Source organism: Mesorhizobium sp. M1006, assembly GCF_040318825.1.
Taxonomy (GTDB): Bacteria; Pseudomonadota; Alphaproteobacteria; order Rhizobiales; family Rhizobiaceae; genus Mesorhizobium.
On record NZ_JAMYMZ010000010.1, the window covers coordinates 178,029 to 198,353 of the forward strand.

The 20,325-nt window shown below is 63.4% G+C and carries 18 protein-coding genes; 14 read left to right on the plus strand and 4 right to left on the minus strand.

Features of this window, described 5'->3' with window-relative positions; all coding sequences use genetic code 11:
* Window positions 1–16: 16 nt before the first annotated feature.
* From xdhB to uraH, 3 genes are read right to left on the minus strand one after another with little or no spacing between them, the layout of a single operon-like run.
* Window positions 17–2,368, minus strand: a complete 2,352-nt coding sequence (xdhB, locus tag NKH60_RS12685; protein WP_352814115.1) for a xanthine dehydrogenase molybdopterin binding subunit — start codon at window positions 2,366–2,368, stop codon at window positions 17–19.
* Entirely contained in the window at window positions 2,368–3,849 is a 1,482-nt protein-coding gene (xdhA, locus tag NKH60_RS12690; protein ID WP_352768979.1) for a xanthine dehydrogenase small subunit, read from the minus strand. The genes xdhB and xdhA overlap by 1 nt, the downstream gene beginning before the upstream one ends.
* A 1-nt stretch (window position 3,850) precedes the next feature.
* On the minus strand, window positions 3,851–4,225 hold the full coding sequence (gene uraH, locus NKH60_RS12695) for a hydroxyisourate hydrolase (RefSeq protein WP_352681524.1): 375 nt from the start codon (window positions 4,223–4,225) through the stop codon (window positions 3,851–3,853).
* A gap of 173 nt (window positions 4,226–4,398) precedes the next feature.
* On the opposite strand from uraH, the gene puuE reads away from it, so the two are divergent.
* The 13 genes from puuE (at window position 4,399) to NKH60_RS12760 (ending at window position 18,785) form a co-directional block, all read left to right on the plus strand.
* A complete protein-coding gene (gene puuE, locus NKH60_RS12700) occupies window positions 4,399–5,832 on the plus strand; it encodes an allantoinase PuuE (RefSeq protein ID WP_352872320.1) in 1,434 nt (477 codons plus the stop codon).
* Between the two features lie 64 nt (window positions 5,833–5,896).
* Window positions 5,897–6,745 carry a bifunctional allantoicase/(S)-ureidoglycine aminohydrolase gene (locus tag NKH60_RS12705; protein ID WP_502893746.1) on the plus strand — a complete coding sequence of 283 codons (849 nt, stop codon included), beginning with the start codon at window positions 5,897–5,899 and terminating at the stop codon, window positions 6,743–6,745.
* A complete protein-coding gene (locus tag NKH60_RS12710; protein ID WP_352872322.1) occupies window positions 6,742–7,245 on the plus strand; it encodes an ureidoglycolate lyase in 504 nt (167 codons plus the stop codon). Before NKH60_RS12705 ends, NKH60_RS12710 begins: the two co-directional genes overlap by 4 nt.
* On the plus strand, window positions 7,245–7,838 hold the full coding sequence (locus NKH60_RS12715; protein WP_352540356.1) for a nucleoside deaminase: 594 nt from the start codon (window positions 7,245–7,247) through the stop codon (window positions 7,836–7,838). The genes NKH60_RS12710 and NKH60_RS12715 overlap by 1 nt, the downstream gene beginning before the upstream one ends.
* Window positions 7,839–7,923: 85 nt before the next feature.
* The gene (locus NKH60_RS12720; protein ID WP_352872324.1) at window positions 7,924–9,906 is read left to right on the plus strand and encodes a CocE/NonD family hydrolase; all 1,983 of its coding nucleotides are present in this window, start codon (window positions 7,924–7,926) and stop codon (window positions 9,904–9,906) included.
* Between the two features lie 154 nt (window positions 9,907–10,060).
* Window positions 10,061–11,647, plus strand: a complete 1,587-nt coding sequence (locus NKH60_RS12725) for an ABC transporter substrate-binding protein (RefSeq protein ID WP_352849757.1) — start codon at window positions 10,061–10,063, stop codon at window positions 11,645–11,647.
* 16 nt (window positions 11,648–11,663) lie between these two features.
* The gene (locus tag NKH60_RS12730) at window positions 11,664–12,623 is read left to right on the plus strand and encodes an ABC transporter permease (RefSeq protein ID WP_352872326.1); all 960 of its coding nucleotides are present in this window, start codon (window positions 11,664–11,666) and stop codon (window positions 12,621–12,623) included.
* Window positions 12,624–12,634: 11 nt separating this feature from the next.
* Window positions 12,635–13,462, plus strand: a complete 828-nt coding sequence (locus NKH60_RS12735; protein WP_352469848.1) for an ABC transporter permease — start codon at window positions 12,635–12,637, stop codon at window positions 13,460–13,462.
* On the plus strand, window positions 13,462–15,147 hold the full coding sequence (locus NKH60_RS12740) for an ABC transporter ATP-binding protein (RefSeq protein ID WP_352872328.1): 1,686 nt from the start codon (window positions 13,462–13,464) through the stop codon (window positions 15,145–15,147). Before NKH60_RS12735 ends, NKH60_RS12740 begins: the two co-directional genes overlap by 1 nt.
* 7 nt (window positions 15,148–15,154) lie before the next feature.
* Window positions 15,155–15,994, plus strand: coding sequence for an alkaline phosphatase family protein (locus NKH60_RS12745; protein WP_352872330.1), 840 nt, complete (start codon window positions 15,155–15,157; stop codon window positions 15,992–15,994).
* Window positions 15,995–16,085: 91 nt separating this feature from the next.
* Window positions 16,086–16,691, plus strand: a complete 606-nt coding sequence (locus NKH60_RS12750; RefSeq protein WP_502907741.1) for a sigma-70 family RNA polymerase sigma factor — start codon at window positions 16,086–16,088, stop codon at window positions 16,689–16,691.
* Complete coding sequence (locus NKH60_RS12755) at window positions 16,688–17,356, plus strand: anti-sigma factor (RefSeq protein ID WP_352872332.1); 669 nt, start codon at window positions 16,688–16,690, stop codon at window positions 17,354–17,356. Before NKH60_RS12750 ends, NKH60_RS12755 begins: the two co-directional genes overlap by 4 nt.
* The gene (locus tag NKH60_RS12760; RefSeq protein ID WP_352872334.1) at window positions 17,346–18,785 is read left to right on the plus strand and encodes a S8 family serine peptidase; all 1,440 of its coding nucleotides are present in this window, start codon (window positions 17,346–17,348) and stop codon (window positions 18,783–18,785) included. The genes NKH60_RS12755 and NKH60_RS12760 overlap by 11 nt, the downstream gene beginning before the upstream one ends.
* Window positions 18,786–18,790: 5 nt before the next feature.
* Here the strand turns inward: NKH60_RS12760 and NKH60_RS12765 are convergent, their stop codons facing one another.
* A complete protein-coding gene (locus NKH60_RS12765; RefSeq protein ID WP_352818721.1) occupies window positions 18,791–19,285 on the minus strand; it encodes a DUF8737 domain-containing protein in 495 nt (164 codons plus the stop codon).
* Window positions 19,286–19,366: 81 nt separating this feature from the next.
* Here NKH60_RS12765 and NKH60_RS12770 point away from each other — a divergent pair, with 81 nt between their 5' ends.
* Window positions 19,367–20,275 carry a LysR family transcriptional regulator gene (locus NKH60_RS12770; protein ID WP_352469841.1) on the plus strand — a complete coding sequence of 303 codons (909 nt, stop codon included), beginning with the start codon at window positions 19,367–19,369 and terminating at the stop codon, window positions 20,273–20,275.
* Window positions 20,276–20,325: the final 50 nt, after the last annotated feature.

Here is a 20,325-nt window from a genome sequence, read left to right on the forward strand (position 1 = left end):
GCACGTTTTCCGGGATTCAAGTGCCGGTTTTGGCTTCCCGCTTCAGCCGTTCGATCGCCATCAGCACACGCTCCGGCGTGGCCGGCGGGTCGAGGCGCGGGCAGATCTTGTGGCTGGCAACGCTCGCCACTGCGTCCGACAGCGCATGCAGCACCGACATTGCGAGCGGAAAGGGCGGCTCGCCGACCGCCTTGGAACGGTACACCGTCGGCTCGCCTGCTTGCGCCCAGTCGGCCAACGTCACATTAAAAATCTTCGGCCGGTCCGACGCGAGCGGGATCTTGTAGGTCGATGGCGCATGGGTGCGCAGCCGCCCCTTGTCGTCCCACCACAGTTCCTCCGTTGTCAGCCAGCCCATGCCCTGGATGAAGCCGCCCTCGATCTGGCCGAGGTCGATGGCGCGGTTCAGCGAGCGGCCGGTTTCGTGCAGGATGTCGGTGCGCTCGACGATATATTCGCCGGTCAGCGTGTCGACAGACACTTCCGAGCACGCGGCGCCGTAAGCGAAATAGTAGAAGGGATGGCCCTCGCCCTTGTCGCGGTCCCAATGGATTTTCGGCGTCTTGTAGAAACCCGCCGCCGAAAGCTGGATGCGCGCCATATAAGCCTGCCTGACGAGATCGGCGAAGGCGATCTCCTGGTTGCCGATGCGCACGCGGTTGGGCAGGAACAGCACCTGGTCGCGCGGCACCTGGTATCTCTCGACGGCAAAATTGGTCAACCGGTCCTTGATCTGGCGGGCGGCATTCTGCGCCGCCATGCCGTTGAGATCGGAGCCGGAAGACGCGGCGGTGGCCGAGGTATTCGGCACCTTGCCGGTCGTCGTCGCGGTGATCTTGACCTGATCGAGGTCGATCTGGAACTCTTCCGCCACAACCTGCGCCACCTTGACATAGAGGCCCTGCCCCATCTCGGTGCCGCCGTGGTTCAGATGCACCGAACCGTCGGTATAGACATGCACCAGCGCGCCGGCCTGGTTGTAGTGGGTGGCGGTGAACGAGATGCCGAACTTGACCGGCGTCAGCGCCAGTCCGCGCTTGATGAAGCGGCTGTTGGCATTGAAAGCATCGATGGTGCGGCGGCGCCTCGCATAGTCGGAACTCGCCTCCAGCTCGGCGACGATGCGGTGGATGATGTTGTCCTCGACTATCTGGTGATAGGGCGTGATGTTGCGGTCGCTGGTGCCGTAGAAATTCTTCTTGCGGATTTCGAGCGGGTCCTTGCCGACGGCAAACGCGACTTCGTCGATGACGCGCTCGGCGCCGACCATGCCTTGCGGGCCGCCGAAGCCGCGAAAGGCAGTGTTCGATACCGTGTTGGTGTAGAGCGGCGCCGATTGCGCGTGCACCGCCGGCCAGAAATAGGTGTTGTCGCAATGGAACAGCGCGCGGTCAGTGACCGGGCCGGAGAGGTCGGCCGAGAAGCCGCAGCGCGCCGCGAACATGAAATCTACGCCCAGAATATTGCCCTGGTCGTCGAAGCCGACCTCGTAGTCGACGAGGAAATCGTGGCGTTTGCCGGTGGCGATCATGTCGTCGTCGCGGTCAGGCCGGATTTTCACGGCCCTATGATGTTTCTTCGCGGCGATAGCGGCCAATGCCGCAAACTGATTGCCTTGCGTTTCCTTACCGCCGAAAGCGCCGCCCATCCGGCGGATTTCCACCGTCACCGCATGGCTCGGCACACCCAGCGCATGGCTGACCATGTGCTGGATTTCGCTCGGGTGCTGGGTCGAGGAATAGATGGTGACGTCGTGGTCCTCGCCGGGGATGGCCAAGGCGATATGACCTTCGAGATAGAAATGCTCCTGGCCGCCTATGCGCATTTTTCCCTTCAGCCGGCGCGGCGCCGCATTGATCGCAGCCGCTGCATCACCGCGCTTCAGCGTCAGCGGGGGCGTGACCAGCTTATCTTTCCGGGGATCGAGCTCACCGACATCGGCGACGAACGGCAATTCCTTGTATTCGACCTTGGCCAGCCTCGTTGCACGGCGCGCCTGCTCGCGGGTTTCGGCAATGACGCAGAAGATCGGTTGGCCAAAGAATTGCACCTTGCCGTCGGCCAGCACCGGCTCGTCGTGACGGCCGGTCGGCGAAATGTCGTTCTCGCCTGGCACGTCGCTCGCCGTCAGCACGTCGATGACGCCGGGTGCGGCGCGCACCGCCGACAGGTCCATGCTGGTGATGGTGGCATGCGTCGCCGTCGAAAGCCCAAGGCAGCCGTGCAGCGTGCCGGCCGGTTCCGGCATGTCGTCGATATAGACGGCCGTGCCACTGACATGCTTGTGCGCGGAATCATGGCGCTGGTCGGTGGCGACGCCGCCGGCGATTTTTTGCGCCTTCAGGTTGGGGGTGGCGTGCTTGTTCATCATGCCGCCTCGTGCCGTGATACCTGGATCGGCGCCCGGGTGCCGGTGGTTTCGGCAAAGAAGCGCAGCAGCAGGTTGCGTGCCGCCAGCGCCCGGTATTCGGCGCTTGCCCGCATGTCGGTCAGCGGCGTGAAATCGCCGGCGTACGCGGCCATCGCCGCCTCGACCGTCGCTTCCGTCCAGGGCTTGCCAAGCAATGCCTTTTCGACGCCAAAGGCTCGCTTCGGCGTTGCCGCCATGCCGCCATAGGCGATGCGCACATCCGCCACCGTGTCATGCTCGGCGAGCTTCAGGAAAAACGCGCCTAGCGCTGCTGTGATGTCTTCGTCGCGGCGCTTGGTGATCTTGTAGACGGCAAATTTCGTCTCGCTACCTGGCACCGGAACATGCACGGCCTCGACGAATTCGCCGGGCTGCCGGTCCTGCTTGCCATAGGCGATGAAAAACTCCTCTAGCGGGATCGTTCGACACTTGTCGCCGCGGCGCAGCGTCAGGCGGGCACCGAGTGCGATCAGCGGCGGCGGCGTGTCGCCGATCGGCGAACCGTTGGCGATATTGCCGCCGATGGTGCCCATGTTGCGCACCTGATCGCCGCCGATGCGGTCGAACAGCGGGCCGAGCGCCGGGATGCGTTTCGCCAGTGTCGAGAAGGCTTCGCTATAGGTGACACCGGCGCCGATCGAGACGACGCCCTTGTCCTCGGAAATCCCGCACAGACCATCGAGATTGCCGATGAAAACCGCCGGCGCAATATCGCGCATGTGCTTGGTCACCCAAAGGCCGACATCGGTCGAACCCGCGACGATAGTGGCGCCCGGCTCCTTGACGAGTACGCTGGCCAGATCGTCGGCATTGGCCGGCACGATCAGCCGCTTGTTGCCGGAGCCGATCTCGATGCGCGAACCGTCCTTCATCGCTTCGAGCTTGGCCGTGACTGCCTTGCGCTCCGCCGCCAACGGATCCTTTGCCGCCGTGCCGTAGCTGGAGATGGCGCGCGCCGCGCGCATGATCGCCTCGTATCCGGTGCAGCGGCAGAGATTGCCTTGCAGCGCCTTTTCGATGGCGGCGTCCGACGGCTCCGGCGCCCGCATCCACAGAGCATAAAGCGACATGACGAAACCCGGTGTGCAGAAGCCGCATTGCGAGCCGTGGAAATCGACCATGGCCTGCTGCACGGGATGCAGTTTTCCTGCGTCGCCGCGCAGATGCTCGACGGTCACGACATGCGTGCCGTCTAGCGAGCCAAGGAAGCGGATGCAGGCATTGACGCTTTCATAGACCAGTGTTCCACCGGAGAGCCTGCCGACCAGCACCGTGCAGGCGCCACAGTCGCCCTCGGCGCAACCTTCCTTGGTGCCGCGCAGCGAGCGGTCGAGCCGCAGCCAGTCGAGCAGGGTCTGGTCGGGTGCAATCGTGCCGAGCGCGACGTCCTCGCCATTGAGGATGAAGCGGATTTCGTTGCGTGTCTTGATCCCTGCCATCTCAGCTTCCCCGGTAGGTCGAATAGCCGTACGGCGACAGAAGCAGCGGCACATGATAGTGCATCGGCTCGGCCATACCGAAGCGGATCGGCACATGGTCGAGGAAGGCCGGTTCCGCCAGTTTTGTCCCTTGCCCGCGCAGATAATCGCCGGCCGCAAAGACCAGCTCGTATTCGCCGGTGCGGAATTCAGCGCCGGCAAGCAGCGGAGCATCGCAACGGCCGTCTTGATTGGTGACGACCGTTTTCAGATGCGTCCGGGCCTGACCGTCAAGATGATAGAGCTCGATCGACAGACCGGCCGCCGGTTTGCCGGCCGCAGTGTCGAGGACGTGGGTCGTCAGGCGCCCGCCTTCGGCTTTCGACGTTTCCGCCACTGGCTGCTCCATTCCCTGAACGGTCGAACACTATTCATGAATTGTGCGCCAATTAAAGGCGATGCATAAGTCCCGGTCGAGCGGAGCGCGACAAAAACACTTTCAAAAATTTCGGGGGAATGCGCAGGCACTCCTTTCGACTATCCTGATCAAAATTTCCGGCAGGAGCGAGAATGCGTTACGAACGAGACATGCGCGGCTACGGAGCCAATCCGCCGGATCCGAAATGGCCCGGCGGGGCGCATGTCGCGGTGCAGTTCGTCGTCAATTACGAAGAGGGCGGCGAGAATTGCGTCCTGCACGGCGACAAGGCTTCGGAGGCTTTCCTGTCGGAGATCGTCGGCGCCGCGCCCTGGCCCGGCCAGCGCCACTGGAACATGGAATCGATCTACGAATACGGCGCCCGTTCCGGCTTCTGGCGATTGCTGCGCCTGTTCAGCGCGGCGCAAGTGCCGGTCACCTGCTACGGCGTTGCCACGGCCCTGGCGCGTTCGCCCGATCAGGTTGCGGCGATGCAGGAGGCCGGCTGGGAGATCGCCTCGCACGGGCTGAAATGGATCGACTACCGCGACCATGCGCCAGAAGACGAGCGCCGCGACATGGAAGCGGCGATCCGGCTGCATTATGAGGTCACAGGGGCGCGGCCGACCGGCTGGTACACCGGCCGCACCTCGATCAACACGGTGCGGCTGGCGGCGGAAGAGGGCGGCTTCGACTATGTGTCGGACACCTATGACGACGAACTGCCCTACTGGTTCGAGCATGTGGCACCGGACGGGTCGGCGAAGCCGCAGCTGGTCATCCCCTACACGCTCGACGCCAACGACATGCGCTTTGCCACGCCGCAAGGCTTCAACTCGGGCGACCAGTTCTTTGCCTATCTCAGGGATAGTTTCGATACGCTCTATGCCGAGGGCAAGGCAGGGCGGCCGCGTATGATGAACATCGGCCTGCACTGCCGCCTGGTCGGCCGGCCGGGCCGGGTCGCGGCACTGAAGCGCTTCATCGACTACGTCAAATCGCATGACAAGGTCTGGCTGGCACGACGCATCGACATTGCAAAACATTGGCAGGAGACGCATCCGTTCCGGTTGCCGGCGCTGCGCCCGTCGAAAATGGAATTCGAGGCCTTCGTCCACACATTCGGCGGCGTCTTCGAGCATTCGCCGTGGGTTGCCGAGCGCGCTTATGAGCTGGAGCTCGGCCCGGCCCATGACAGTGCCGGCGGCCTGCACAACGCGCTCTGCCGCGTGTTTCGCGCGGCCAGCGAGGCCGAGCGGTTTGCCGTGCTCAATGCCCACCCCGATCTTGCCGGAAAACTGGCACAGGCCAAGCGGCTGACGGCGGAATCGTCGAGGGAACAGGCTTCGGCAGGGCTCGACGCGCTGACCGAGAAGGAGCGCGAGCTGTTCGCAAAACTCAAGGCCGCCTACGTCACCAGTTTCGGTTTCCCTTTCATTATTGCAGTGAAAGGAAAGACCAAGGCGGAGATCCTGGCCGAGTTCGAGGCGCGTATCGGCAACAGCCACGATGTCGAATTCGAAACCGCCTGCAGACAGGTCGAGCGCATCGCGCTGCTTCGTCTCAAGGACATGCTTCCGCAATAGGGCTTCGGCTGCCGCCATGGGCCGTGGCTTCCGCAACAGGCTTGAATTTATGGATATGATGAAAATGGCCGAGCGAACCTATTATGCGCCGCAGGGCGGACATCCCGGCCAGAGTGAATTGCTGACCGGCCGCGCTGTGTTCACACAGGCCTATGCGGTCATCCCCAAGGGTGTGATGCAGGACATCGTCACCAGCGCCTTGCCGTTCTGGGATGGGACACGCGTCTGGGTGCTGTCGCGGCCGCTGTCGGGTTTTGCCGAGACGTTTTCGCAATACATCGTCGAGCTCGCGCCCGGCGGCGGCAGCGACCGCCCCGAGCTTGACGCCGCCGCCGAAGGTGCCCTGTTCGTAGTCGAAGGCGAGCTATGCGTTTCGCTTGCCGACAAGAAACATAGCTTAAGGCCGGGCGGCTTTGCCTACCTGCCCCCGGCAAGCGGGTGGACGGTGCGCAATGAAAGCGGTGCCGCCGTCCGCTTTCACTGGATCCGCAAGACTTATGACGCAGTCGACGACATCGACCAGCCGCAAGCGTTCTTCGCCAACGAACAGGAAATCGCGCCGACGCCAATGCCGGGTACCGAAGGCCGATGGGCGACGACGCGCTTCGTCGATCCGGCCGACATGCGCCACGACATGCATGTCACCATCGTCACGCTCGAGCCTGGCGCGGTCATTCCCTTCGCCGAGACGCACGTCATGGAGCACGGGCTCTATGTGCTGGAGGGCAAGGCGGTCTACCGTCTCAACCAGGACTGGGTCGAAGTCGAAGCCGGCGACTATATGTGGCTGCGCGCCTTTTGCCCGCAGGCTTGTTATGCCGGCGGGCCGGGCAAATTCCGCTATCTCCTCTATAAGGACGTCAACCGCCACGCCAAGCTTGGCAGCGCCGGCGTCGTGAAACCTACACCATGACCCGCATCGTCGCGCGGCCGCTGACCCGCGAGAATTTCGCCGAATTCGGCGACGTCATCGATATGGGCGGCGACAACCATTATCCGATCAATGGCGGCAAGGCTGAGCGCTACCATGACCTCGCCATGGCGGAAGCACGAGGGCCGAATGCGCGCGTGCTGATCTCGATGGTGCGTGGCACGCCCTATGAGCTGCCGTTGAAGCTTACCATGGTGGAGCGCCATCCGTTTGGCAGCCAGGCCTTCATCCCGCTGTCACCACGGCCGTTCCTGGTCGTCGTCTGCCATGACGGTGAAGAGGGCCCGGGCGAGCCGCATGCCTTCATCACCGCGCCCGGGCAAGGCATCAACTATCCGCGCAATCTGTGGCACGGAGTGCTGACGCCGATCGGCGATGTCCAGGATTTTGTGGTCGTCGACCGCGGCGGCGACGGCTCCAATCTCGAAGAGTGCCATTTCTCGCACGCCTACGAGATCGATCTTCCCGACGGGATTAGATGATGACCGACATTTCGCTGATCGACCGACTGCTCGACGTCATCGAGCACGACATCGTGCCGAAGACCGTCGAAGGCGTCGCGCACGGCAATAAGCTGTTCGGCGCGGCCATTCTGCGCAAGGACGACCGCTCGCTGGTGCTTGCCGAAACCAACAACGAGACCGAAAACCCGCTCTGGCACGGCGAGGTGCATTGCCTGAAGCGCTTCTACGAAATGCCTAAAGCCGAACGCGTCGACACCAAGGACGCGATCTTTCTTGCCACGCACGAACCCTGCTCGCTCTGCCTGTCGGCGATCACCTGGACCGGCTTCGACAATTTCTTCTATCTGTTCAGCCACGAAGACTCGCGCGACAGCTTCGACATCCCGCACGATTTGAAGATCCTGAAAGAGGTCTTCACCCTCGATCCCGGCGGCTACAATGCCGAGAATGCCTATTGGAAGAGCTTTTCGATCCGCAAATTGGTGCGCTCGCTGCCCGATGCCGAGCGCGAGCGGCTGGAAGCGCGTATCGGCGCAATATCAGCGCGCTATGACGAATTGTCCGCCGCCTATCAAGCAAGCAAGGCCGAAAACGACATACCGCTGAATTGACGCGGATTGACCAGCCGAATTCGTTGACTGGCCCATGACGCGCTCTCACGGGCTCCATCATCTGGCGCTCCTGGAGTTCGCCCGCATGAAAATCGTCACTGAATTCCCACGAAAGATCGTCGAATATCCGGATATGGGGATCATCATGCCGGACGGCTGCCGGCTGTCGGCGCGGGTGTGGATGCCGGCCGATGCTGCCGACGATCCAGTGCCGGCAATCCTCGAACACCTCCCCTATCGCAAGCGCGACGGCACGATCTATCGTGATCAGCTGACGCATCCCTATTTTGCCGGCCACGGCTACGCCTCGATCCGCGTCGACATGCGCGGCAATGGCGATTCCGAAGGGCTGATGGACGACGAATATTCCGAGCAGGAATTGCAGGACGCTTGCGACGTCATCGCCTGGGCGGCGGACCAGCCCTGGTGCAACGGCAATGCCGGCATGATGGGCATTTCGTGGGGCGGCTTCAACTGCCTGCAGGTAGCAGCCAAGCAGCCGCCGGCGCTGAAGGCGGTCATCAGTCTCTGTTCGACGGTCGACCGCTATGCCGACGACATCCACTACAAGGGCGGCTGCCTGCTGATCGAGAATTTCGGCTGGGCCTCGACCATGCTGTCCTATTCGTCAAGGCCGCCGGATCCGTTGCTGGCCGGCGACAACAGATGGCGCGACCTGTGGCTGACCAGGCTGGAGAACCAGCCATTCCTGGCACCGCTGTGGCTGAAGCACCAGCATCGCGATGCCTATTGGAAGCGCGGCTCGATCTGCGAGGACTATTCCGCCATCCATGCCGCGGTGCTGTCGATCGGCGGCTGGCATGATGGCTATCGCAATACGATTTCCCATCTCGCCGTCAATATCGAGGCGCCGGTCAAGGGCATCGTCGGCCCGTGGATCCACAAATACCCGCATTACGCCGCGCCCGAACCGCGCATCGGCTTCCTGCAGGAGGCCTTGCGCTGGTGGGACCGCTGGCTGAAGGACATCGACACCGGCGTCGAGGCCGACCCCGCCTACCGCGCCTATGTCATGGACAGCGTGCGTCCGGCGCGCTGGCATCCCGAGCGCCCGGGCCGCTGGGTCGCTGAATCGGAATGGCCGTCGCCCAACATCAAGACCCAAGAGGTTGAGCTTATCGCTGAAGGCAACCACGCTATCGTCGCTTCGCCGCAAAGCTGCGGCCTCGCCGGCGGCGAATATTTCCCCTTCACCTTCGGCCCGGAACTGCCGGGTGACCAGCGCCCCGACGATGCGCTGTCGGTGTGCTTCGACCAGCCGGTGCTGACCGAAACGGTCGACATTGTCGGTGCTCCCGAAGTTGTGGCCAGCGTCTCGTCGGACCGGCGCCAGGCGAACATCGCGGTTCGGCTGTGCGACGTCCATCCGGACGGGGCATCGGAGCTGATCTCGTACGGCGTGCTCAACCTGACGCATCGCAACTCGCACGAATTTCCCGAAGCGCTGGTGCCCGGCGAAACCGTCAGCGCCCGGGTGGTGCTCGACCAATGCGCCTATCGCGTGCCGGCCGGCCATCGCTTGCGCGTTGCCGTTTCGAACGCCTACTGGCCGATGATCTGGCCGTCGCCGGAGCCGGTCCGGCTGGAATTGTCGGCCGCGACATTGATGCTGCCGGTGCGCCCGCCAGCGACAGGCGACGAGGTCACCTTCCCCGCTCCCGAAGGTGCTGCGCCCTGGGCAACCGAAACGGTCCGCGCCGCCAATTCCGAGCGTCATGTCGATCGCGACGAAAAGACCGGAATGATTACGCTTTTCATCGTCGACGATTTCGGCGAGGTGCGCGACCTGGAGCATGGCCTCGCCAATGGCAGCATCGCCAGAGAGACATGGGCGATCCATCCCGACAATCCGCTGTCAGCCTCGGGCAAGACGCATTGGACCCAGACGCTGTCGCGAAATGGATGGTCGGTGCGCACAGAAACCTTCGCCGAAATGCGGTCCGACGCGCAAAGCTTCGTGGTTAGCGCCAGAATCGAAGCCTACGAAGGCGAGAAACTCGTCTTCGAGCGCAACTTCGAGGAGAAAATCCCGCGCGCACTGCTTTGAGCGCTTATAGCGATTGGTCCAATTGCGACGCACGATTTACGCCACGGCATGTCGCATTCGGTCTTGCTTACCGCTTTCCCTTACGGTCATTATTCTCCCGATAGAAATGAGAAAAACGACCATAAGGTCGGACCAACAGAGTGAGGAACTCAACATGTCGAACGAACTGGAATATCTGAGCCGGCGCGTTGCGTCCGGCAAGCTGAGCCGTCGCGATTTTCTCGGCCGGGCCGCAGCGCTTGGCGTCACCGCAACCTTCGCCAATTCGCTGCTATCCAGCGCTTCCCGCGCAGCGGGTCCGGTCAAGGGCGGCACGCTCAAGGCCGGCCTGGTCGGTGGCGAGTCCACCAACAGTCTCGATCCGGCGCTGTTCATGACGCAGGTGCCGTTCGCCTTCGGCAAGATGTGGGGCGAACTGATCGTCGAACTGTCTCCCGAAGGCAAGCTCGAGAACCGCATTGCCGAGGAGATCGGCTCGTCGGACGACGCCAAGACCTGGACGCTGAAGATCCGCGATGGCGTCGAGTTTCACAACGGCAAGAAGGTGACCGCAGAGGACGTGGCCGCCACCCTCGAACGCCATTCGGACGAGAAGTCGAAGTCCGGCGCGCTCGGTTACATGAAAGGCATCGAGAGCATAAAGGCCAGCGGCAAGGAAGTGGTGCTGACGCTGAAGGAGCCGAATGCCGACCTGCCCTATCTGCTTAGCGACTATCACCTAATCATCCAGCCGAACGGCGGCAAGGACAAGGCCGATGCCGGTATCTCGGCGGGTCCTTACAAGGTCACCACCAACGAGCCCGGCGTGCGCCATGGCGGCGAGCGCTTCGCCAATTACTGGCAGGGCGACAAGATGGGCCATGCCGACCAGATAGAGATCATCGTCATCAACGACGCCACGGCCCGCACGGCGGCGCTGCAGGGCGGCCAGGTCAACATGATCAACCGGGTCGAGCCGAAGATCGTCGATCTGATCAAGCGCGTGCCCGGCGTCACCATCCGCAACCATTCGGGACCCGGCCACTACGTCTTCATCATGCACTGCGACACCGCGCCGTTCGACAACAACGACTTGCGGATGGCGTTGAAGCTGGCGATCGACCGCGAGGAGATGCTGAACAAGGTGCTGCGTGGCTATGGCTCGCTCGGCAACGACTTCCCGATCAATGCATCGTACCCGCTATTCACCGAGATCGAGCAGCGCAAATACGATCCCGATAAGGCCAAGTTCCACTACAAGAAATCGGGCCATGACGGTGCCGTCCTGCTCCGGACGTCGGACGTCGCCTTCCCCGGTGCCGTCGATGCCGCACAGCTGTTCCAGCAAAGCGCGGCCAAGGCCGGCATCAAGCTGGAGATCAAACGCGAACCGGGCGACGGCTACTGGTCGGAAGTCTGGAACAAGCAGCCCTTCTGCGCCTCCTACTGGGGCGGCCGGTCGACGCAGGACCAGATGTACTCTACCGCCTATCTGTCGACGGCCGACTGGAACGACACACGTTTCAAGCGTCCGGATTTCGACAAGATGGTGCTGGCGGCTCGCGCCGAGCTCGACGAGGCCAAGCGCAAGGCAATGTACCACGACATGGCTGTGATGGTGCGCGACGAGGGCGGCTTGATCCTGCCGATGTTCAATCAGTTCATCGACGCGACGGGCGCCAAGGTCGCCGGCTGGGTGGATGATCCGCATCAGGAGTTGATGAACGGATATGCTCTGGCGAAGTGCTGGCTCGAAGCCTGAGCCCGGCCTTGCGGATATGTCCTCACCCATCGTGAAACTGGTGGCCCAGCGCATTGCGCTGGGCATTCTGCTGCTGTTGGCCGTTTCGGTCCTGATCTTCGCCGGCACCCAAATCCTGCCCGGCGACGTCGCGCAAGCCATTCTCGGGCAGTCAGCGACACCGGAGTCGCTCGCCAATCTGCGCGAGCAGCTCGGCCTCAATGATCCCGCTTACATCCGTTATTTTCGTTGGCTCGGCGGCATCCTGACCGGTGATCTCGGCACGGCTATGTCGAGCGGTCAGGATATCGCAACCTCGATCAAGGGAAGGCTGTGGAACACGCTGTTCCTCGCCTTCTGGGCGGCGATCATCGCGGTGCCGCTGGCGATCATCCTCGGCCTGATCGCGGTGCGCTACCGCAATGGCTGGGTCGACAAGCTGATCTCCGGGTTAGCGCTCGCCTCGACCTCGTTTCCGGAATTCTTCATCGGCTATGTGCTCGTCTTTTTCTTCGCGGTGCAACATCAATGGTTTCCCGCCATTTCCACGGTCTATGACGGGATGCCTTTCGGCGAACGCATTCAGGCCATAGCACTGCCAGCGGCGGCGCTGACCCTGGTGGTGCTCGCGCATATGATGCGCATGACGCGCGCTGCGATCCTCAATGTGATGCAGTCCGCCTATGTCGAGACCGCCGAACTCAAGGGGCTTTCGGCCTTCGCGGTCATCCGCAGGCATGCCTTCCCCAATGCCATCGCGCCGATCATCAACGTCGTGATGCTCAATCTCGCTTACCTGATCGTCGGCGTCGTCGTGGTCGAAGTTATCTTTGTCTATCCAGGCATGGGCCAATACCTCGTCGACCACGTCACCAAGCGTGACGTGCCGGTGGTGCAGGCGGTCGGGCTGATCTTCGCTGCTGTCTACATCAGCCTGAACATCATCGCGGACATAGCGGCGATCGTCGCCAATCCGCGCCTCAGACATCCGAAATGAGGGGGGCGGGTATGCTCGTCATCAAACGCATCCCCATCCCGGCATTGGTCGGCATCGTGCTGACGGCGCTGTTCGTGCTGGCAGCGATCTTTGCGCCGTGGATCGCGCCGCATGGCAATGCCGAGATCGTCAGCGACGTCCCTTGGGAACCGATGTCGGCGGCGCATTGGCTGGGCACCGACAATCTCGGCCGCGATCTGTTGTCGCGCATGATCTATGGCGCCCGCATCACCCTGTTCATCGCGGTGCTGGCGACCGCGCTGTCGTTCTCGCTCGGCGCCATCCTCGGCTTCTCGGCGGCGGTTTTCGGCGGCTGGTTCGACACGCTTCTGTCGCGTCTCGTCGATCTCCTGATGTCGATCCCGACGCTGATCATGGCGCTTGTGGTGCTGTCGGTGCTGCCATCCAATCTGGTGACGCTGATCCTGGTCATGGGCGTTCTCGACTCGACCCGCGTCTACCGCCTGTCGAGGGCGGTCGCCGTCGACATCAACGTCATGGATTATGTCGAGGCGGCCAAGCTGCGCGGCGAAGGCAGCGGCTGGATCATCTTCCGGGAAATCCTGCCCAATGCGCTGTCGCCGCTGGTTTCGGAACTCGGCCTGCGCTTCATCTATGCCGTACTGTTCCTGTCGACGCTGTCCTTCCTCGGGCTTGGCGTGCAGCCGCCGGACGCCGATTGGGGCGGCATGGTCAAGGAAAACAAGGATGGCATCGTCTTCGGCATAGGCGCCGCCCTCATTCCGGCGGCGGCGATCGCAGCGCTGGCGATTTCCGTCAATCTCGTCGCCGACTGGGTGCTCAACCGCACGACAAGCCTGAAGGGAGGACGCGGGTAATGGCTGACAAGCAACCGAAGCCCGGGCAACCGAAGCCCGGGCAACCGAAGTCCGGCGTGCTGCTCGACATCCGCAATCTGCGCATCGAGGCCACGGTATATCCCCCGGGTGAGGCGCCGAAGAACATCGTGCTGGTGCACGATGTCTCGCTGACGCTCGAAAAAGGCAAGGTGCTCGGATTGATCGGCGAGTCCGGCGCCGGCAAATCGACCATCGGCCTGTCGTCGATGGGCTACGGCCGCGGCGGCGTGCGCATCACCGGCGGCGAGGTCATCCTCAATGGCCGCGACATCCTGAAGGGCGGCAACGAAGGGTTTCGCAAATTGCGCGGCCGCGAGGTCTGCTATGTCGCGCAATCGGCGGCAGCCGCCTTCAATCCGGCGCACAGGCTGATGGACCAGGTGGTCGAGGCAGCACTCCTGCACGGCACGGCGACGCGGGCCGAAGCCGAAAAGCGCGCCGTGGCGCTGTTCAAGAAGCTCAGCCTGCCGAACCCCGAAAGCATCGGCGAGCGCTTCCCCCACCAGGTCTCGGGCGGTCAGCTGCAGCGCGTCATGACGGCAATGGCGTTGTGCTCGGAACCCGACCTGATCGTCTTCGACGAGCCGACCACGGCGCTCGACGTGACCACGCAGATCGATGTCCTGGCGGCGATCAAGGATGCCATCCGCGACACGCATGTCGCGGCGCTCTACATCACTCACGATCTTGCCGTCGTCGCCCAGGTCTCGGACGAGATCATGGTGCTGCGCCACGGCCGGCTGGTCGAATGGGGGGGCACCCGTCAGATCATCAAGGAGCCGCGCCAGGAATACACCAACGCGCTGGTTTCGGTGCATGAGATCGAACACCAGGAGCAGAAGCCCGGCACGAGCCCGTTCCTGTCGGTCAAGAATATCACCGCCGCCTATGGCCGCAGTCACATCAAGGTGCTGAAGAACGTCTCGGTCGATATTTTCCCCGGCCAGACGCTGGCGGTGGTCGGCGAGTCCGGCTCCGGCAAATCGACACTGGCGCGCGCCATCACCGGCCTCTTGCCGCCCGAACAAGGCACCGTCACCTTCGACGGACGGCCGCTCGCCAACCGACTTGCCGACCGGCCGAAGGAGGACCTGCGCCAGCTGCAGATGATCTACCAGATGGCCGACGTGGCGATGAACCCGCGCCAGACGGTCGGCACCATCATCGGTCGGCCGCTGGAATTCTATTTTGGGATGCGCGGGCTTGAGCGCGACAAACGCGTCGCCGAACTGCTCGACAAGATCGAAATGGGTAAAGGCTATGTCGACCGCTATCCGGCCGAGCTTTCGGGCGGCCAGAAGCAGCGCGTCTGCATCGCTCGTTCGCTCGCCGCCAAGCCGAAGCTGATCATCTGCGACGAGGTGACCTCGGCGCTCGATCCGCTGGTCGCCCACGGCATACTGGAGCTGCTCCTCGGGCTGCAGAAAGAGGAAAACGTCGCCTATCTGTTCATCACCCACGACCTGGCCACGGTCAAGTCGATCGCCGATTCGATCGCCGTGATGTATCGCGGCGAAGTGGTGCGCTACGGGGCCAAGAGCAAGGTGCTGACGCCGCCCTTCGATGCCTACACCGATCTTTTGCTATCGTCGGTGCCGGAAATGGAGATCGGCTGGCTGGAAAAGGCGATCAAGGGACGGCGCATGGCCAGCGCGGGAAATTAGACACTCCGTGGCGCTCGACACAAAACTATTGCTCATCATCCTCGACGGCGTGCCTTACCGGAACTGGCGACGGCTGATGGGCAATCTCGAAGGCTGGGTGCAATCAGGCGAAGCCCGCGTATGGAAAATGCGTTCCGTGCTGCCGTCGACCTCGGCATCCTGCTATGCCTCGATCCACACCGGCGTGCCGCCGCAAGTGCACGGTATCCTGTCGAACGAGAACCGGTTTCGCGTCGAACAGCCGGACATCTTTTCCGAAGTCAGTAGGGCCGGCGGCAAGACCGGTGCGGTCACCCACTCCTACTGGTCCGAATTCTTCCGGGCCTATCCGTTCGATCTGGTCGAGGACATGGAGTTCGACCAGCCGGGCAGGCCGATCAGCCATGGCCGGTTCCACACCATGACCGGCTACAATGCCAGGAACCAGATGACGCCGAGCGACGTCGACCTGTTCGCGACGTTGACCATGCTGACCAGGCGCTACGGCATCGACTACGGCATCCTGCACAGCTGTACTCTGGACTCGATGGGCCACCGCTTCGGCCATGACTGCCACGAGATGGATCATGCCGTCTATGCAATGGACGCCATGCTCGCCGGCTTTCTGCCGCGCTGGCGGGAAGCCGGCTACGAGGTGATCGTCACCGCCGATCATGGCCAGACCGATCGCGGCCATCATGGCGGCCACGACGAGGAGATGCAGGATTTCGCACTTTACTACTTCGGATCCGGCGAGGGTCCGGAAGCCAATACGCTGCTCGATCAGCTGCAGCTCGCGCCGACGGTGCTTGCGCGCCTCGGCGTGCCGGTGCCGGCGACGATGAAGGCAAAGCCGTTCCTGAGTTGAGCGCGCGCCCTCTTCTCCCTCTGGCAACGCTCCCGCTCTTCAGTTAGCCTCCGCAAATATACGGGCGGATGCGGTGAACCTTTTTGGGCCGATGGGCGACAAAGCAGGCAGGAGCCAGGCGGCTCGACCGGCGATGATGGCCGCGGAGACCGATCGCGGGCTTGTCGAGCGGGTCGCGAAAGGCGACCGTGCCGCCGTGCGGCTCCTGTTCATGCGCCACCACGCGCGGGTCTACCGCTTCGTGGCACGCCAGACGGGATCGGAACTGATGGCCGACGATATCGCGAACGAGGTGTTCCTCGAACTCTGGCGGCAGGCACCGGCCTTCGAGGGGCGCTCGGAGGTCTCGACATGGCTGCTCGGCATTGCCCGCTTCAAGGCGCTGTCCCTGCTGCGCAAGAAGAAGGAAGACTGGATCGACGACCATGACGCGGCCCAGGTCGCCGACGGCGCCGACACGCCGGAAGTTGTGACGATGAAGGAAGACAAGGCCGCCGCCTTGCGACACTTTATCGATGCCATGCCGGAAGAGCACCGCACGGTGATCGACCTTGCCTATTATCACGGGCAATCGGTGAGCGAGATCGGCGAGGTACTCGGCATCCCGGTCGCAACGGTCAAGACCAGGATGTTCTACGCCCGCAAGAAACTCGGCGAAGCCCTCAAGGCCGCCGGTTACGACAGGGGGTGGCCATGAGCGCCGCTGAAAAAATGTCACGCCGCGACGAAATGGAAATGCTGCTGCCGTTTTATCTGAACGGCTCGCTGGAGGGCACCGAGCTCGAAGCCATCGAGGAATGGCTGACGAGCGATCCGGCGGCGATGGCCGCACTAGGCGAGGCCGAGGCCGAATTCTCCTGCACCGCTGCCGCAAACGAGGCAATCCGCCCGCCGGCCGATGCGCTCAGCCGCTTTGCCAAGGCGCTCGACGCCGAGGCCGGCCCGTCCCGCGCGCCTGCGGCATCGTCCTGGCTGGCGCAGGCCTGGAGCCGCTTCATGGCGGTGCCCGCCGGCGTCGCCTGGGCCGCGGCCGCGGTGCTGCTGGCCCTGGTCGTCGCGCAATCCTTTGTGCAGACCGGCAACAGAGGTGGCGATTTCGAGATTGCCGGATCGGAGGACGATCTGGCCAAAATGCCGTTTGCCCTTGTGAAGTTCAAACCGGATGCGAAGCTGTCCGACATCATCGCTTTTCTCGACCAGAACCAGTTGAAGATCGCTGGCGGGCCGACCGCCGACGGCGTCTTCCGCGTCGGCGTCCCGGCCGAGACCGCCGCCGACTATCAGAAGCTGCTTGGCCTTATCGCCGCCCAGCCTTTCACCGAAGCTGCCCTGGAGGGAAGGAAACCGGCTGATGGCGGCTGAGGCGGTCATTCGATTGACGGCGGCGATGACAATCTTCGCCGCGTCTGCCGTTGCACAAACCAACGATCCTAACCTCACCCAGGCGGAGATCGACTGCCTGAACCGGGGAAGTGCTGCCAACGCCGACTGCGCCAAGGATGGCGGCGGCGTGAAGGATGGCGGCAAAGCGCCGGCTCATGGAACGACGGGCGCGGTGTTTCTTCCGGGCTTGATTGTCGACCTGTTCCCCAATCCTGTCGTAGTCACCGAGGCGCCGATACCTCCTGGCAATACTGCAACCCCACCCGCCGTCGCGCCGGCAATACAGGCTGCGGTGCCGGGCGGTGCGGTGGTTGCGCCGACCGATCTTGTGGCAACCGAGCCGCCGCGCGCCGTGACCGGCGATTTCGTGCCCGACGAGGTGCTGGTCACCGTCAATGGCGATGCCGGCGCGGTCCAGCAGATCGCGGCCTCGTTCGGCCTCGAGATACGCTCGCAGCGGCAGTCGCGGCTGCTCGGCAACACGCTGGTGCGCTTCGGCATTCCCGATGGCCGCCCGGTCGGCGTCGTACTGGCACAGCTCGCCGCCGACGGCCGCACTTTGCGGCGTGAGGCCAACCATGTCTACTCGCTGCAGCAGGCGGCCAGCATCGTCAATTATGCGTTCGAGCGCATCGCGCTCGATGCCGACAAAGCCAGCGGCGGGAATGTGCGCATCGGCGTCATCGACACCGGCATCGACGACGGCAATCCGGCGCTCTCCGGCGTCATCGCCGGGCAGTTCGATGCCATGCCCGACGTGCCGATCAAGGCGCGCGACCACGGCACTTCGGTCGATGGACTGATCGCCGGCACCGGCGCGTTCAAAGGCATGGCGCCGGGCGCCAGGATCTATCATGCCCGCGCCTTCGAGGGCGGCAAGTCGACCATGGACGTCATCCTTTCGGCACTCGACTGGGCGGCGGAGCAGGATGTCCGCATCATCAATATGAGCTTCGTCGGCCCGAAGAACGACCTGCTCGGCATCGCCTGCCGCAATGCGCGTGCGCTTGGCATCGTGCTGGTTGCGGCCGCCGGCAATAACGGACCGAAGGCGCCCTATGGTTATCCGGCCGCCTTCGACGGCGTGATCGCGGTGACGGCCACCGATGCCAAGGATGGGCTGATGCCGCAGGCCAATCGCGGCGCCTACGTCTTCATCTCCGCTCCCGGCGTCGAGATGGTGGCGCCGAGCGGCGCCGGCTCGGACGTGGTGACCGGGACGTCCTTCGCCGCGGCGATCGTGACCGGCGCCGTCGCCAATCTGTTGCATGCCGCGCCCGACCGCTCCGCCGACTGGGTGGAGAAAGCACTTGCCGCCACGGCAAAGGATCTCGGCGCGAAGGGGCGGGACAATGACTTCGGCTACGGGCTTCTGAACACCAAGGCGGCCGAGGCGGCGAAGGAATAGCCCGCTCAGGTCGCGTTTTGCTGAGGACGTAGGAGAAAATAGAATGCGGCGATATGCGTTATCATCAGCAGCGGTACGTAGATGATCGGGATCGCGTAGGTGGCGCCCAGTTCGCCTGCGCGTGCAGGAAGGCCGATCTGAATGGCGTGGTAATAGTCGACGATGAGGTCGACGGTCCCTGCGACGTTGAAGGCGACGACCAACGGCCAGAAGAGCGGGCGTATCCTCACCGTGAGCAGCGCCAGCATGGCCAGCACGCCAGTCGCGAAATCGCCGTAGGCGGCGAACACGGCGAAATCAGCGGGCAGATTGGGGCTTACGACGCCCGGAACCAGGAAGACGAGCCCGAAGAAGCGGAAGCTGTGCAGCATAGCGATAGCGCGTTGCGCCGCGACCCGGTCCATCGACCTGAGCAACGGCAAACCGTACGCGCCGAAGCAAAGCAGCCACGCGACATAGCCGAGAACAAGATGGGTTTGGAACACCATTTCCGTGGACATTTGGCCTACTCTCAACAGTTGGTTCACGCGGCTTTAAGCCCGCTACCGCAATTCGACTATCCGGTGTAATCACAACAACCTATGAAGCAGAACTACACAGTCCGACATGGTGCGCTGGAGGGCGTCGAGGCGTTCCTGGCCGTCGCCAGGCGGCGTAACTTCCGCCGTGCCGCCGCCGATCTCGGCGTGACGCCATCGGCCGTGAGCCAAGCGGTGCGCGCGCTGGAAGCTCGCCTGGGCACGGCGTTGTTCGTCCGCACGACGCGGAGCGTTGGTTTAACCGAACCTGGCCAGCGGTTCCTCGACCGTGCCGGCCCGGCATTCGAGGAGCTCGTAGCGGCCGGCGAGGCTGCCCGCGATATCGGCCAGCGGCCGACCGGTCTGCTGCGCCTGTCTGTGCCTCGCGCTATCGTGCCGCTGATGTTGGAGCCGGTGCTCGCGTCGTTCTGCCAAGCCTATCCTGAGATCGAACTGGAGATCGCCGTGAGCGACCAGATGGTCGATCTCGCGACCGGCGGGTTCGACGCCGGCATCCGCCTCGGGCAACTCATCGCCGCCGACATGGTCGCGGTGCGGCTGACCCCGCCGTTCTCGTTCGTAGTCGTCGGCAGCCCTGACTATTTTGAGCGCTACGGCCGTCCCGAGCGTGTCGACGACTTGCGCCACCACGCCTGCTTACGCTTGCGCCGCTCGAATGGCGCCATCGCACCCTGGTCGTTCATCGATGGTAACGGTGCAATCGAAGCGATCGTCTCAGGCCCGCTGATTGCGCACGACTATTCGACATTGGTCGGGGCCGCGATGCGGGGCGTCGGGTTGGCGCAGACGCCGCGACCACTCGCCGAAGGTCCGATAGCCGAAGGAAAACTCCAGTCGGTGCTCGACGGCGTCGCCACGACGACGCCGGGTGTCTTCCTTTATCATCCCGGCAAGCGCCAAGTCCTGCCGAAGCTGCGCGCCTTCATCGATCACCTCAAATCCGCGGCCTGAGACCAGGACGCACCCGCTGGTGCTGGCCAACAGCCGCCAAGAGTCGACCT